General features: G+C 43.9%; 12 protein-coding genes and 2 pseudogenes. 3 read left to right on the top strand and 11 right to left on the bottom strand.

The genetic code is table 11. The features are described from left to right. Positions 1 to 32: 32 nt before the first annotated feature. Genes DXB91_RS07040 through DXB91_RS07030 form a run of 3 tightly spaced genes read right to left on the bottom strand, consistent with a single transcriptional unit; the run spans position 33 to position 4013 of the window. Positions 33 to 890: a carbohydrate ABC transporter permease gene (locus DXB91_RS07040; RefSeq protein ID WP_118017265.1), complete on the bottom strand. Its 858-nt coding sequence runs from the start codon at positions 888 to 890 to the stop codon at positions 33 to 35. Further along, on the bottom strand, positions 887 to 1738 hold the full coding sequence (locus DXB91_RS07035) for a carbohydrate ABC transporter permease (RefSeq protein WP_118017263.1): 852 nt from the start codon (positions 1736 to 1738) through the stop codon (positions 887 to 889). The genes DXB91_RS07040 and DXB91_RS07035 overlap by 4 nt, the downstream gene beginning before the upstream one ends. Beyond that, positions 1731 to 4013 carry an ABC transporter substrate-binding protein gene (locus tag DXB91_RS07030; RefSeq protein WP_118017261.1) on the bottom strand — a complete coding sequence of 761 codons (2283 nt, stop codon included), beginning with the start codon at positions 4011 to 4013 and terminating at the stop codon, positions 1731 to 1733. The genes DXB91_RS07035 and DXB91_RS07030 overlap by 8 nt, the downstream gene beginning before the upstream one ends. A 169-nt stretch (positions 4014 to 4182) precedes the next feature. On the opposite strand from DXB91_RS07030, the pseudogene DXB91_RS14855 reads away from it, so the two are divergent. From DXB91_RS14855 to DXB91_RS07020, 3 genes and pseudogenes are all read left to right on the top strand, one after another. Continuing rightward, positions 4183 to 4542, top strand: a pseudogene (locus tag DXB91_RS14855) (response regulator transcription factor); the annotation flags it as partial. Positions 4543 to 4617: 75 nt separating this feature from the next. Further along, complete coding sequence (locus DXB91_RS14850; RefSeq protein WP_442872010.1) at positions 4618 to 4905, top strand: helix-turn-helix domain-containing protein; 288 nt, start codon at positions 4618 to 4620, stop codon at positions 4903 to 4905. Then, entirely contained in the window at positions 4902 to 6167 is a 1266-nt protein-coding gene (locus DXB91_RS07020) for a sensor histidine kinase (protein WP_118017259.1), read from the top strand. Before DXB91_RS14850 ends, DXB91_RS07020 begins: the two co-directional genes overlap by 4 nt. A gap of 48 nt (positions 6168 to 6215) precedes the next feature. Here the strand turns inward: DXB91_RS07020 and DXB91_RS14760 are convergent. The 8 genes and pseudogenes from DXB91_RS14760 to DXB91_RS06980 form a co-directional block, all read right to left on the bottom strand. Then, positions 6216 to 6293 (bottom strand): annotated as a pseudogene (locus DXB91_RS14760) (hypothetical protein); the annotation flags it as partial. 84 nt (positions 6294 to 6377) lie between these two features. After that, positions 6378 to 7652: a flagellin lysine-N-methylase gene (fliB, locus tag DXB91_RS07010; RefSeq protein ID WP_199413796.1), complete on the bottom strand. Its 1275-nt coding sequence runs from the start codon at positions 7650 to 7652 to the stop codon at positions 6378 to 6380. A gap of 37 nt (positions 7653 to 7689) precedes the next feature. Then, a complete protein-coding gene (locus DXB91_RS07005; protein ID WP_118017255.1) occupies positions 7690 to 8727 on the bottom strand; it encodes a sensor histidine kinase in 1038 nt (345 codons plus the stop codon). Between the two features lie 24 nt (positions 8728 to 8751). Then, complete coding sequence (locus DXB91_RS07000) at positions 8752 to 9438, bottom strand: response regulator transcription factor (protein ID WP_118017253.1); 687 nt, start codon at positions 9436 to 9438, stop codon at positions 8752 to 8754. Between the two features lie 110 nt (positions 9439 to 9548). Further along, positions 9549 to 12032 carry an ABC transporter permease gene (locus DXB91_RS06995; protein WP_243003539.1) on the bottom strand — a complete coding sequence of 828 codons (2484 nt, stop codon included), beginning with the start codon at positions 12030 to 12032 and terminating at the stop codon, positions 9549 to 9551. After that, positions 12025 to 12723 carry an ABC transporter ATP-binding protein gene (locus DXB91_RS06990; RefSeq protein WP_022058355.1) on the bottom strand — a complete coding sequence of 233 codons (699 nt, stop codon included), beginning with the start codon at positions 12721 to 12723 and terminating at the stop codon, positions 12025 to 12027. Before DXB91_RS06990 ends, DXB91_RS06995 begins: the two co-directional genes overlap by 8 nt. A gap of 198 nt (positions 12724 to 12921) precedes the next feature. After that, positions 12922 to 13725: an HAD family hydrolase gene (locus DXB91_RS06985; RefSeq protein WP_118017251.1), complete on the bottom strand. Its 804-nt coding sequence runs from the start codon at positions 13723 to 13725 to the stop codon at positions 12922 to 12924. Positions 13726 to 13844: 119 nt separating this feature from the next. Beyond that, positions 13845 to 15833, bottom strand: coding sequence for a glycoside hydrolase family 31 protein (locus DXB91_RS06980; RefSeq protein ID WP_118017392.1), 1989 nt, complete (start codon positions 15831 to 15833; stop codon positions 13845 to 13847).

Raw genomic sequence — 15833 nt, 5'->3', positions numbered from 1 at the left:
CTTCTCCTGTTTTCTCCTACAATCTGCCTTTATCAATCTTCGGCAGAACCTATTGATATTCCATCAGCCAGAATTCCCCTACCGACATAGAACACGATCAGTGACGGAATACAACTGAACAGTGCAAATGCAAACGCTCTTCCCGCACTTCCCTCCGTCACATTTGGCAGATAAACAGACAATGGCCACAGGTACTTGTCCTTGAGAAACACGACCGGCTGCTCCACAACATTCCAGTATTCGAGAAATCCCAATATCACTGCAGCTATGATTCCTCTCTTTGCTATGGGTATGGCCATGTGTAAAAATATAGTGAAACTGCCCGCACCATCCAGCCGTGCCGCCTCTACCACTGAATCCGGGATCTGCTCAAATGCGCTATACATAATAAATATCGGAAAGGTTGAGAACATCAACGGCAGAATAATCGCCCAATGCGTATTTATCATGTTTAGCCTATTTAACACAATGTACTGCGACAGCATTGTCACCTGAAATGGAAGTATCATGCAGAACATATACAGACCAAATATCAGATTTGCCCATCTGCTGCCGCTCCGCGACAACCCCCACGCTGCTGGCACAGCGAACACAAGCTGTCCGGCTATCACCACCCCGACTATCTTCACGGAATTCCAGAAAAGTACATAGTATTCCGGAGTGTCAAATAACAGTTCTACAATATTTTTAAATGTCGGATATAGCGGGATCATATGCCACACAACATGTCTCGCACCACTATCTGCCCCCTGAAACAACAACTGATCCAGCTCCATCTCACCCATAAATGTTCCACTTAACAGAATCAATAAAGGGATTACCGCCAGCGCCGCTCCCATTATGACCAGTATCTTCAATAACAAATGTATCCCCTCTGCTACATACCTCATTTGATTCCACGTCCTCTCAGTAAAATCTTTCTTTTATATTTAACTGATATCTCATGCCAATCAGTGAGACATACCAAACGAATTATAAGTATGATTCCGAAAAATACCACGGCTGTCATAACTGCCCCCGCCGTAAGCCTGCTGATTTCCAGCTTCTCAAACCAGTTGTTAAACACATGCTGTATCTGATATATGCTCATGTCCGGATAGCTGCCTGCCATCAAATATTGCTCCCTAAATATCTTAAGGGAATTCACCACAGACAACATGGCAACTATGAAAAATGACCTTTTCATATTTGGAAGCGTGATCCTGAATAGCTGGGTATATCTTCCCGCTCCATCAACTCTGGCAGCATCGTACACAGTCTCCGGTATCGCCGACAACCCAGACATCCATATAAGCATATTGTACCCTGTGTTCTTAAATATAAATGTGCCCACAAACAGCCAGAAGACCGCCTTTCCCGAAAGAAGATCAGCAAACAATAGCCTCCAGACCACCGCAAGTGAATTTGATGGTATAACAAGCGGCACGAGAAATGCAAACCTGACTGCGCTGCTTTTCATTCCATATACCTCTACCGCAGCTATCAACGAGATTACCATGAGAAGTGGAACACTCACCAGCTCAAACTGCAGGGAGTTGCCTGCTGCTAGTCTGAATGCCGTATTTTCCCATACCGCTTTGTAATTTTGCAGTCCTGAAAAGCCACCATGCCCCACACTCTGAAATGACGATATAAATACATCCATCAGCGGAATAACAACAAAGATCATAACCCCCAAAAAACCCGGAATCACAAATCCGACTGTTCCTTTTGTCCTTCTGCTAACTAATTTATTCACTCAAATACACCCCTAAAAGTTTATCTATGGAATTAACTGTGCTGTCCAGACTATCCCCATTTTCAAGATAGTCTCCAACGTTATCCCTTATCACACTGCGCACCCTCGCATCAGTATTCGACGGAGTATCAAGCTCTCTCAATTTATCTATATAGTCCTCAAGATACTCATCCTTACGCCAATACGACCAATCCATGTAATCATTTCCCCCCAGGGTGATCTTTCCTCCCGGAGTTCCCATGGACTGTGCCTCTCTGTTCCATTCCCGCACGCCCTCCATATTGACCGGATTTCCACATTCAACGCCGTAATATATTTTCTGTACATCCGTACTGAACAGATCCTTCATAAAACTTATAGCCTGATCTAAACTCTTTGATCTGGAATTTATCGCAACAACCGTGTTTGGCACAAACACCTTTCCTCCACCATTTCCCCATATTTCATATGCGTAATCCGTATTTTCGCCGCTCTCACCTGTTCCGACCTCATAGTCCTCTTTTATACTGTAAAAACGCCAGGATTCTCCCATCGTCTTCATGTTCACAAATGCTGTTTTTCTTCCAGACCAGGCGCTGTTGAACAGCGGGCTCATATACTCACTGTTTATAGCTTTTTTTATCTGATCACTGTAGGTGCCCCACGTTGCACTCCACTCATCAATCTGATCCTGAGTCGTCCTTTCCATCTCCGTGTCATACAAAAGCTTTAAGTCCTCTAGAAATTTTCTGAGCATCTCTTCGTCATAATTTCCATTGCTATCCACAATCTCCGATGCGTATCCTGAATACAATATATCAAAATAACACTCCCAATTATAGAATGACAGGTCATTTCCATATTTTGGTCTGTCTTGACTGCTTATATATGCTGCAAGCGACTGTACATCCATCATGTTCTTTACCTCTTTTTCCGGCCCGATAATTGCAGTAAACGTCTCCATGGATGGAATTGCGTATATCGAACCATCCTCTTTCCTGTATGTGTTGAGAACATTTTCCAGACAGTCTGAATTTTCCTCCAGTATATCGTCATACACCTGTGACAATTCCAAGAGCACTCCGGTATCCTCATAGCTTCCCACATTCAATCCGTCCATTATGATAACATCAGGTCCCTCACCAGCGAGAAGCTGTGTATTGAGCGCTCTTATTGCATCGCTCTCAGATATTCCATTATCATCATCTATTCCCCATGTATACTTCACCGTCATGTCAGAATGGTATTCCTCGTACCATGAGATGAGAGTTTCATAGCTCTCTGCATAATATAACGAATATAGTGTAACTTCATTATCACCCATCTCTTCTTTGTCTTCTGCTGAAGCATAACCTGAATCATATGAATACACCACCACATACTTTCTTCCACTCTTGCCACCAGCTATCGCAACAAATGTATCACCGCCTTCAACCACATAGTCGTACTCAATATCTGAATCCCTGAACGTAGCAAGTCTAATTCCCAGCCTATCCTTCAGCTTATACTCATATAAACCTGTGCTCAGCATAAGATACAGTGAGTCCGAATCTTCGTCATATTTCATGATATTTCTGCAGCTCACCGCATCCATCCCCTTTTCGTTGAAGGTCTCGTCCAGGTCGTCCGCCATACTCTTATCAAATGCTGTGATGTTTTCAGTCTCACTTCCATCGGATATGTCATATGACAGAAGGCTCCTCTCTGTCAAAACCATAATCCTGTCGCTCGCCACACATATATCTGTGTAATTCATATTTTTGATGACAAATCTCTCTTCACCATCCATTGAAAAACACCTTATATCACCGCCCGGGCAGCCCGAGATATAGCCGGATCCGTCAGCAAGCACTCTGATAGCTGTCACATTTCCCTCAAATTCATCAGATAGCTGTCTGACCTCTCCATTCCCTGTTATGACGGCTATCCTGCTCTCCATGTCTCCATCTCCCAAGACACTGCTCAAAGCTATATATATACTTCCATCCCCATCAACATATGCCGCTGATATCTTCTCGTCCACTGACATCACGAAAGCTGAGTCAAGCTTTTCCTCCTGTACCTCACCATTAGGTGACATGAATGTCAGCTTTACAGCCTCGCCGTCAGAATTTTCTCCTATACACACATAACCGTCCTGTGTCTTTCCTATTCCATACACCTCCGCCACATTCAATTGTGTCATCTGATATTCAGACAGTTCCTTCACCACCTCTTCATCTCCTGATGTTCCAGCGCAGCCACAGCATATTATCATGACAGCGGCAAGCAGTAAAAATATATTTATACGCCCCATGATTACCTCCTTTTCCCCAGTTAGCACTTCCTCTATTCACATATTTTCATGTACAAATTGTAGCATCTACAGACTCTCAGATTATCTAAAAACCATCTAAATTGCGTATACCGCTTTCAAACGCTCCCCAAATGAATTACTATAAAGTAAGAATGAAATGAACTACATTCCAGATTACAATAACGAAAAGGGGATATGTATGAACCTGCTGCTTGTGGAGGACGACCTCAATCTTGGGAAAATACTGAAAAGACAAATGGAAGATCACGGAATATCTGTGACGCTGTGTACAACTGGAAAGCAGAGCACAGAGCTCATATATTCCGGGGTGGATATCGACATCCTGGTGCTTGACTGGATGCTCCCTGACATGTCCGGTCTGGACATTCTCAATCAGTTATACTTTGACAGGATATCGATACCCGTGATTATGCTCACAGCCCTTGGGACACTCGAGAACAAAACTGCAGCATTTTCCCACGGTGCCGACGATTATATTGTCAAGCCTTTTGAATTTGATGAGCTGTTGGCTCGTATAAACGCACTTTACCGAAGAACCCAACAGATTGGTACATTTGACTATTCATATGGTGATGTCACTTATATGCTCGACAGCCGGACACTTCAATGTGGTACCCAGTCGGTGCGGCTCACCAACAGAGAATCCCAGCTATTTGAATTATTGCTGAGATCTGCTGGTAAGCTGGTAAGTCAAGACGAGATCATCGAAGCCATATGGGGACTGACCTCAAATGTGGGAAATGGGAATATACTGAATTACATTTATTTTCTGAGAAACAGATTAAAAACCATCCATAGCAGTCTTGTGATAAAGGTCGTATACGGCAGTGGCTACATGCTAGTCTGCAGAAAGGAGGACACATCTATATGATAGAACAGCTCAAAAGAAAACTTTCCATATTTCTCTCCTCCGTCATAGCAATTATTCTGACTGCCATGTCCATTCTTCTGCTCCACACTGTGATAAAGGAGTACACAAACAGCACGTACATATCGTACACAAGGGATGTAAACCTTTTATTCTCATATCTTGAACAGGTGAGCATCATAGACATGCCTATCCTCAATGAATATAGTGAGAAAAATCTTAATATAGACGTGCTGCGAAACAACAACACAATCGTCTCCACGAACAGCTTTGCAGAGAGCGCGTCAATTTTTGAAGCTGCATCTCCTTACAATCAGCCGATGTACTGGAAAGATTATTACAATGCGATAAATCAGGGCGAAAACAACAGGAGATTTTATATTGTCAGATATGATCATACCGACTACTGGAACAGCTACAGCATCATAAATATAGGTGGAAATTTCTATACCATACACACCATATTCAACAACGCTACGCTGTCTGCATACAAAGCAAAAATGATGATTTTATTTCTGATCATTACTACCATAGCAATAATACTTCTGTCCATATTCTCATGCATTTTTACAGGCAGGATACTTATCCCTGTAAATGTGGCTTATAAGAAACAGGATATGTTCATAGCTGTAGCATCCCATGAACTGAAGACTCCTGTAACCGTCATAAAATCATGTCTCAACGGACTGTCTGGCAGTAATCCTGACAAGACTGACAATGATTATATTTTGACAGCCCAGAGGGAATGTGACAGAATGACCGATATGGTGAACAATCTCCTGACATTTGCTGATATAAAGAAGTCAGGCAGGGATAACTTCGATGACATTCACCCGGAAGATATAATAATAGAATTATACGATCGCTTTGAATCAATTGCCATGCAAAAAAGTCTTGACCTGGCAGTATCCATACCTGACAATCCCCTTTCACCTGTCTACATGGACAGGGATAGAATGCTTCAATGCCTATCTATTCTGGTGGACAATGCCATATCATGCACCGCCGATGGACAGATAGCAATATCTGTATCCGCGGATGTTTCAAATCTATACTATACAGTATCAGATACAGGTTCTGGAATAAGCGATGAAGATAAGCCGCACATTTTCGAAACCTTCTATTCCAGACGCAACGACCATAAAAATCACTTTGGACTCGGTCTCAGCATCGCCAGGAGCATAGCAGAGCTCCACGGTGCTGACATAACAGTCAGTGACAATATTCCGCACGGAAGTATATTTACTATAACATTTAAGCTGTAAGTTACTTATTTCTACAAGCGGTGTAAGGCTTAATTTTGCAAATCGTTTTTACTTTCTGCCAGCCTGCGTATTTGCAACTATATAGCTGTAATACACTGTATCAAGCATCTCCCTGTCGTTGAAGTCATCGCCAAAGCTTTTTCCATTTCAGACTTATACATTTCTATCATGTTGTCCAGAATTTTCATCATCTCCTCACAAACCAATAGACTAATCTATCTTTCCAAACCAATCCAGCACTTCCACCTTCTCCAGGTTTTCGTCAGAATGCTCTATCTCCCTTGAATATCTGTATGCCAGTTCTATGAGGTCATCCATGGAAATCTGCTCTCCATTTTTCAGCCATCTGGCCATGAGCAGCATATAAAGCTCAACAGCATGTCCTACGCAGGCCTCCACTTTGCCGATGATGTTGTCGTCGTACACGGCTCCCAGAAGATATATCGAGATGAAGTATACTACGATCTGCTCTAGCACAATCTCCATAGAAGGCAGTATTTCACCGACAGATGCATCGCAGAAATCAGAGTTCAGATCGCGCATGCCTTGATCATCAGCATTTACATTCTCTTCTGAAGCATTGCTGTCCGCAGCCCGCTCATCTGCCATATCCTGACACGCAGAATGCCTGCGCCACCATGCCTCAAACCTTCTCCTGTTCTCCGCAAATGTTTCCGCGCCATCGCTGAACAGAAGACTCTGTGACTCTATGAGCACATCCTCCCAGTCGTCGTACAAAAGCTCCAGCTCGCCCTGAAGAAAGCCAAACTGTCTCTGTAACAAGACATATTCATCATCTGAAAAGACTTCATTATTGATCTCCGTATTAGAATGCTCTGGGCAAGATTCTAATTTCCTGCAAATCTCCGGCTTATCCTGCTCCTCACACTCATCCCACATGACAAGGTCGCCCTCATCATAGTGTCTCTGTGCCGACGCGCCAATCTGAAGCACCCGCTCGATTCTGATCCGGATGTCCACACTTCTGTCCTGAATGACATTCAGTATCGCCTCCCGGATATCCTCCAGATTGGAGTACAGGAAATAATCAAAATCGTCGAACACCTCATCCTCGTCATCCTCCTCGGTCACAAATGTAACCTTGTCCGTGATGTTCATCAGTATCCGTGCCACCTCCGGACATGAAAGAGAAAGTGATATCTCCCGCACATTCTCGAATTCCTCCGTATGTCTCGGATACTCCCTGCAGGTGGTACAAAGGCTTTCCTTACCCATGTGTATATACAGATCACACAGCATGTCATCCCGCAGAAATGCACACTTTCCACTTCTGCCGTGTCTGAAAACGCCTTCTTTCCAATTTACCTTGCGGCGCAGCTCATCCCTGTACTCACCATTATAATCCTCATATTTTTCCAACGAATCATCATCTATCACTATCTGCCATTTGCCGCAGCATGTGTCCGGGCATTTGTCCGCTATGCAGCTGAATTGCTTATAATAATCCGGGTATGTGTAAATCATATGTACTCCTTTATATATAATCATGCCATTATTCCATTCATCGGCTCTGCAACACGATCACGAACTTGTTACCGCCCTTTTGGGGAATAACACTTAACATTCCGCCCTGTTTTTCTATGATCTCCCTTGACAGATAAAGACCTATTCCAACGCCATCCTTGTCACCGGAATTTCTGCCACGGTAAAACCTCTCAAATATATGTGTACGCTCATCCTCTCCTATTGGTTCATTCTCATCTGTCACACTGATTTCAACCGTGAGCCCTAGTTTTCTGACCGACAGGACTATCTCACTTCCGGTTTTTCCATATTTTATTGCATTATCCAAAAGATTGAAACACGCTTCCGCAGTCCATCTTCTGTCATGCTGTATATCACATTTCACCTGTTCATCATATCTGATAGTTATATCGGCGTTTTTCGCACTCACATATACATCTTTCACTGCCTGCAGCACAGTGTCATTTATACTCTGGCTTTTCACATCGAGATTGATAAGTCCGCTTTCCAGTCTGGATACCTTTATCATACTCTCCGAGAGAAATGACAAGCGCTCCACCGCCAGTTCAAGGACTTGCAAGTACTGAGTACGCTCATCATCACTTATATCCGGATTTTTCAGAAAATCCGTGTACATCCTCAGGTTCGATATTGGCGTCTTCAGTTGATGGGAAAGATCCGATACCAGCCCCTTAATCTTCTCATGCTCCAGCCTCTCTCTGGAATTCTGAAGCTTCAGCGCATCGATTATCTTGTCAACCTTGCTCTGCAGCCTTGATACCAGCGAGTCATCATTTTCCGGAAATACCTGCTGCCGTTTCAGCTCAGAGAGATTGTCCAGAAGATCCGACATAGCTGCCACGACCTCCGAAATAAAGTCATCATCCGCCTTCTGCAGCAACTTTATGACAACAAACATAACTACACCACACGCCAGTGCACCTATGGCCGCAAGTATTTTCCCTGAACATACATACTCAAATACTGCTAAAAACACAAACAAAAGAAGTGAGCATGCATACAGCATCCTCACTCTCTTCGTATATTTACCATAGTTTTCAATATATTTATCCATATTATTTCTGTTATCTACCCCTGCCTATGTCTCGCCAAATGTATATCCGATTCCAAACACCGTGATCACGTACTCCGGATTGCCGGCATCCTTTTCTATCTTCTGACGAAGTCTTCTGATATGCACATTCAGCGTGTTCTCATCCACATAATTTTCATTGTCATCCCAAATCTTCTGTATGATCATATCCCTTGTGAGAACGCGCCCCTTATTTTTTATCAGCAGTTCCAGTATCCTGTATTCCGTAACGGACAGCTTTATCGGTTCATCCGATATGTACACCTGCATCCGTTCAAAGTCAACACTCATATCTCCATAATGAAAACGTTCGCACTTTACCCCGTCCAGTGCATTTTCACTTCTTCGAAGGACTGCCTCTATCCGCTGATACAGAAGTTCCACGGAAAACGGCTTCGCTATATAGTCATCGCAGCCGGCCCGGAACCCCTCTATCATATCAGCCTCCGTATCTCTTGCCGTGAGGAAGATGATCGGGACCTTTGTGCTTTTTCTCAGTTCTCTGCAGTAGTCAAGGCCCCTTCCATCGGGAAGGTTTCTGTCAAGCAATATCAGATCGAAGCCATGTTCCAGACAGCCATCCGCCTCCTTGCATGAGTACGCAGTTTCAACTTCGTATCCCCTCTTTTCAAGGAATAGCTTCACACCTCCACATATGATCACATCATCCTCCACGACCAAAATACGTTTCATACTTTCTCCTATCAATTACATGCTGATTCCATGTCATTTTCACGACTCCCGGTCTGCCAAATTACATGCTGATTCCATATCATTTTCACGACTCCCGGTCTGCCAAATATCTATGATGCTTCTCTCAGCCGGCTTGTCACCGTATCTTTTGTCACAAGTCTGAACACCATCGCCGGAACCACAATGCATATAGCAAACAGCACAACAACGACTCCGGCAACAAGTGCATACGGATAATGAAACACTGCATAATCGGCTATATTCACGCTTAGCCGGCCAGCTCCATACATCATAAGACTTCCAAGCGTCACAATAAGTACTGTTGTTATAATACCATAAAACATGCCCTCGTACATAAGCATATTACGTATCTGCCTCTTTGTCATTCCAACGCTCTCAAGCACTGCCAGTTCCAGTTTTCTCGTATATACACCAGTGATCATGACATTGATATAATTCACCACTCCGATAAGTATCAATATGATCGACATTCCACCGCCTATCACCTCAAGCGACAGCATAGACTTCTTGAATTCTGAGCCCTCCACCGACTTGATATCACTCCCGGCTATGACTGGATTTTCCTTTACGATGCGCTGTACATATGGTGTCACTTCTGATTCTTTTCCTTTCTCCGCATCCGCAATGATGCATGAGATCGCCGCATCCGGAAACAGATCATCCATCACCGCATCACTCACAAATATCGCCTCCGGAGCTCCACCAAGTGTCCAATAATACCCAGCGGTGATTGCTGACTGCTCTGCTCTCATCATGGCTGCGCCAACTGTGATCTGTCTCTTCCTGCCCGTCTGGTCATTTACAAGTGTCAGAGTCTTATCCGTCATCCGCTCCGACGCTGATATGGAATCTACATAACCTATCAGACATACCTCTCCTTTTTCAAATGCCTCTATATCTATCTTCTGTCTGGCAGTTTTGTTGTAAAGCTTTATCATATCAGAATTGACCGATATCAGCGGTGACCCATACTGTGCCTCACTGTTGGTCGTCGTCTCATAAAATGTCGTAAGAGATTCAGGGTCATCCTCGCCCTCAATAAACGGTGCATAAAGTTCAGCGTCAAATGGCAGTCTTACATCTGCACTTCTGTTCGCCTCTACAGTATCCATACCCGGAATGCTCCGCATCTGATCCACGATGTCCGCCATGGTCGCCTGAGGCCTAGAGTTATCTGATTCTCCGCCGCCATATAGCACATAATCATTGTGAAGATAGTGCTCTATATAACTGTCCGCATCCATGCAGGATATAAATGTATTCACACACAGAAATGTAACTGAACCCATGAATATCGATGCGAACACAAGTATACTTCTCTTCTTTTCACGAAACACATTCCTCCATGCCATCTTCCGGGGTCTTCCTCCGCCAGTGGACTTATATCTTGTTCCGGATATATTTCCAGCATATTTCATAGCATCGATTGCAGATATCTTCCCGGCATATTTTGCCGGTTTCCTTGCACTTATAAATACAGTCGCAAATGCAAATACCACGGAGAATACATATATTCCCGGATTGAAACTGACCGCCGATGAAAGTGCAGCATCCCTGTCTATCGACAGCATGTTCATAGCAAGAGGAACAACTCCAAATGACACCGCTGTTCCAAGGAGTACACCTATCGGAATTCCTATACAAGCCAGATATAGTGCCTGTTTTTTCACTATCTTCTGTATCTGGGACATCGTGGCTCCGATGGTCTTCAGCATTCCATAGAATCTTATATCCTTTGTAACAGATATATACATTACGTTATATATAAGAAGATATCCACTAAGGAGTATCATAAGAGCTATAATGCCTATACTTATAGCTATAAAAACACGGTTTGAACCATTTTCAGACTGAACATCATATTTCACGTCAAACTTCTGGTCCTGCCTCAAAGTAACATTCTTCTCAAGTTCATCTTGGAGTTTATCACCCTTGCCCTCCTTTGCTGAGATACTGACACGTCCATCTTTCTGCATATCTATTCCCTGGGAATCCACATATTTCTTTGACACCAGGCATACGCTGCTCTTGGCAAATCCTGTGTACCAGCCTGAGAGCACAAAATTTTTTCTCTCACCATCCATCACAAACGTAACATTCTGACCTACCTTTGGCGACGTGATACCCATATTGTCAAGTATCTGCTTTGTGAGCATTATCTCATTCTCATCCTTCGGATAACTGCCATTTATATCGGTTATGGCAGGTTTCAGATTCTCATTAAATTCTGTATCATCATCATACTGAAGCAGATAACTGTACTTGCCTGATCCCGTGCTTACTGTCTGTGCATCGATCTGTATCCCCGCTGCAAGAAGTGACGGACAGGCCTTTATATCATTTATCTGACCTTCAGATGGACGCTCCATATATATAGAAGATCTTGTTCCCTGAAGTCTGAGCTGCATCTGGTTAAGATTTTTAGCTATTGAAAATCCCAATGTAAATACGGCCGTGAACATAAATGTTGTGAGAACGATCGCCAGAATAACAATTACATTTCGCACTTTGTTCTGCTTTAACATGCGGTGATATATCCTGCTCACCGCCGCCTGATTATTGTTTCTAAGCATCCTTCTCACCCCCATCTGGTACTCCTGCTGAGAATATCCTGCCATCTTCGATCCGGATCATCTGGTCTGCCATGGTTGCTATCTCTTCATTATGAGTGATCATCACTATCGTCTGTGCAAACTCTTTACCAGTCAGCTTTAACAGTGCAATGACATCCATGCTGGTCTTGCTGTCCAGATTGCCTGTCGGCTCATCAGCCAATATGATAGAAGGTTTTGCTGCCAGCGCTCTGGCTATCGCAACCCTCTGCTGCTGGCCTCCTGACAGCTGGTTCGGCATAGAAAATTTCTTTTCCGATAAGCCGAGCACATCCATAATTTTATCTACATACGCAGTGTCTATCTTCGTTCCATCCAGCTCGATCGGAAGCACTATATTCTCGTACACATTTAATATCGGCACCAGATTGTAATTCTGGAAGACAAATCCTATCTTTCGTCTTCTGAATATCGTAAGTGCCTCATCGTCCATTTCAAAAATAGCTTTGCCGTCCAGTATAACATCTCCTGATGTTGGCCTGTCGAGACCTCCTAAGAGATTTAGAAGTGTTGACTTTCCGCTTCCCGAACTGCCTATGATAGATACAAATTTTCCCTCTTCAATATCAAGTGACACATCTGTAAGCGCATGCACGACATTGTCTCCTGTTCCGTATGTCTTTGTAAGATTATGGGTTGATAATATATTCATGATACCTCTTCCTTTTCATTTTCTTGTCTGTTCTATCTGATGATTTTATTCTAACATCCACATCTTACAATCTTATTACGTTTAATATTAAGATTTAGTGGTCACTGCTTACATTATCAATAAAAGGCCCAGCCACTGTTAATAAGAGACTGAGCCTTTGATTTCTATCCGTTATTTATGTCTGTTTCTATACTTCGCCTACAAGTTGGCTGCCAGCACCTGCTCCATAACCTGGAGCACTCCACGCTCCTCATTGGATGGGGCGCGGAACCTTGCAAACTTCTCCATGCCAGGCTGCGCATTTGCCACAATATAGCTGTAGTATACCGTCTTCAGCATCTCCGCATCGTTGAAGTTGTCTCCGAATGCCATCATCTCACTGGTATCGATACCAAGAAGTTCTCCGATCTTTCTCATGGCCATTCCCTTATTGATACCTTTATTCATGATGTCGATCCATTCTCTTCCGCCCACAGTGACTGAGAAGTTATCTCCAAAACGTGGCGTATAGATCTCTTTGTACTTCACAGCGGCATCCTTATCCGGAGCAAATATCGTAAACTTATTGGCCTCGACGTCAAGGCTTCTCATATCATCAACAAACACAAGATTACTGAGAAATGCTTTGAAAAACTTCGCATACTTCTCGTATTTTTTCAGGACATATGCTCCGGATAGGGCACACAGTACAGCAACACCATCCGTCTCGTCTTCCACAAAGCGTATCATACTCTGGTACTCTTCCACATCCATCAGGCTCTTGTATATGATCTTGCCGCAGTTAGAGATAGCCGCACCGTTATCCCCAATGACCACCATCTTATCCATCTTGTCTCCGAACATGTCCCTCAGGGTGTACATAGGTCTTCCGCTGGCTACAACAAAACAAATCCCCTTCTCATCCAGCCTGTCAATATAATCAAAGAAACCATCCGGGAGTTTTCCATTCTCCATAAGCAGTGTGTGATCCATGTCGGATGCTATTAATTTTACGTTCTTCATGTCTTCTCTTCCTTGTATATTCTCTAATGTTATATTCTCTGGTATTATATTTTCTGATGTCTATTAGGTAATCTTATATATTAACCAGACCTCTGCCAGCTTATCCCTTGCCATGCATCTTATTTAAATAAGAGCGCACAATTCTTCTCCAGATCATACTCCCTTGTATAACCGTCATCATCGTACAGCATATAGCTGCTGTTCCTGTAGCCGATCAGCTGCATTGTAGTCTTGTCGATATCCGCTACGCACTCCGCCACATCCACGACAGGGATACATTTGCCGTTTCTTACAAACAGGATGACCTCATTTTCCGGAACCTCCACGAAGTGATGTCCTGCAGGCATCTCCGTCTGCTCAACTGCTCCGTCTGCCGTAAACCTTACAAGCATCATATTCTCCGGCAGATACACATATCTTCCGATGGCATTCTGCGTGTAAACCGGCGCGATCATGATCTCATTTCCCAGCATGAGCTGATCCTCAACATGGGTCGCGATCCTGTCATCCGGATATTCAAATGCCAGCGGCTTGAACATCATGTCGTCCGTCAAGGCCGCCTTCATGTACTCACTGTATATATATGGAAGCAACCGGTAACGGACACCGATCACATTCCTGAAATCCTCTATATGCTCAAACTGATAGCATTCCTGCTCTCTGGTTCCCTCGCAAGCATGGTCGCGCATGAGAGGTGTGAATACTCCGAGGGCAAGCCATCTGAGCAGAAGGTCTCTGGTCGTGTTGCAGCCAAATCCACCGAGATCCGCACCCGTATACAGGAAACCGCACATATTCATGGACGGAAGCATCTTGATGTTGAGCAGGATGTGTGACCACCATGATTTGTTGTCACCCATCCAGACTCCGCCATAACGATGCATTCCGATATATGAAGAGCGTGAAAACAAAAGTCGTCTCTCATCCGGTGAGATCTCCCGAAGGGCCTCGCCTGCTGCCCTTGTCATGTTATATCCAAAGAGGTTGTGAACCTTGTCGTGACGCACCATCTCACCATCCACATTATGGTACATGGATTCGTAATCCTTCGGGTTGTTGGCAACGCCTGCTGCCATTCCCGAGATTCCCCATACATCATCCACGGTCTCGTCCTTATCAATGAATTTCTTCATCGCTTCCTTCAGCTCGCTCACGCCCTCCGGTGTGAAGAATATCGCCGGCTCATTCATGTCATTCCAAAAGCCCTCTATACCTGCATCTGTCAGGATCTTGTACTTTGCACCAAACCATCGTCTCGCCTCAGGGTTCAGCACATCAGGGAAATGCGTATATCCCGGCCATACCGCCGCAACGAAATCACTTCCATCTGCTCTCTTACAGAAGTAGTTATTTGCCACGCCCTCCTCATACACATCGTAACCTTCCTCAATCTTTACTCCGGCATCGATGATCGGGATCAGGCGTATATTATCCTTTTTCAGATTCTCCACATACTCCGAAAAATCGCCAAAGTCGTCATTTATGGTGAAATCCTTATAGCTGTCCATATAATCTATATCCATGTAGACCATATCGATCGGGATGTGGTTCTCTCTGTATTTTCTCGCCACCGTCTCAAAGTCCTCCGGCGTCTTGTATCCCCAGCGGCTCTGTCCAAATCCAAATGCAAACTTTGGCGGGATATAACTTCTTCCGATCATCTTCCTGAACTGCTTTGTGATATCATATGGGCTGTCACCTGTTATCACATAGATATCCAGATCTGCGCTGTCACAGAAAATGTGCAGCTCATCGCACTTTGTATATCCCACGTCAAATGTGATCGTGGATGGATAGTCAAAATACAGGCCAAATGTCTGCGCTCCAGAAACTATAATAAAGTTGTGTGATGCATACAGTGAGTATACATCCTCGTGATGATGCGGATTGTCTGCATTGTTGCTTATGTACTTGTAGCCTCTCTTGTTGATTCCTCTGTTCGCCTCGCCAAGGCCATACACTATATCACTGTCCTCAAGACCAAATGTGTACGAAAATCCGGCTGTTAAATCTATATTGCCGTAATCTGGCTGTCCCTTTTCTGCTGCAATATCTACCACTACTGATTCTGTCTGAAATGGATTTCCGTATGTATACTTCTTTATCAT

Source organism: Coprococcus sp. OM06-34AC, assembly GCF_003462545.1.
Taxonomy (GTDB): Bacteria; Bacillota; Clostridia; order Lachnospirales; family Lachnospiraceae; genus Coprococcus; species Coprococcus aceti.
The sequence above is the reverse complement of the archived record's forward strand: the minus strand, read 5'-3'. Positions and strand labels throughout refer to the sequence as shown.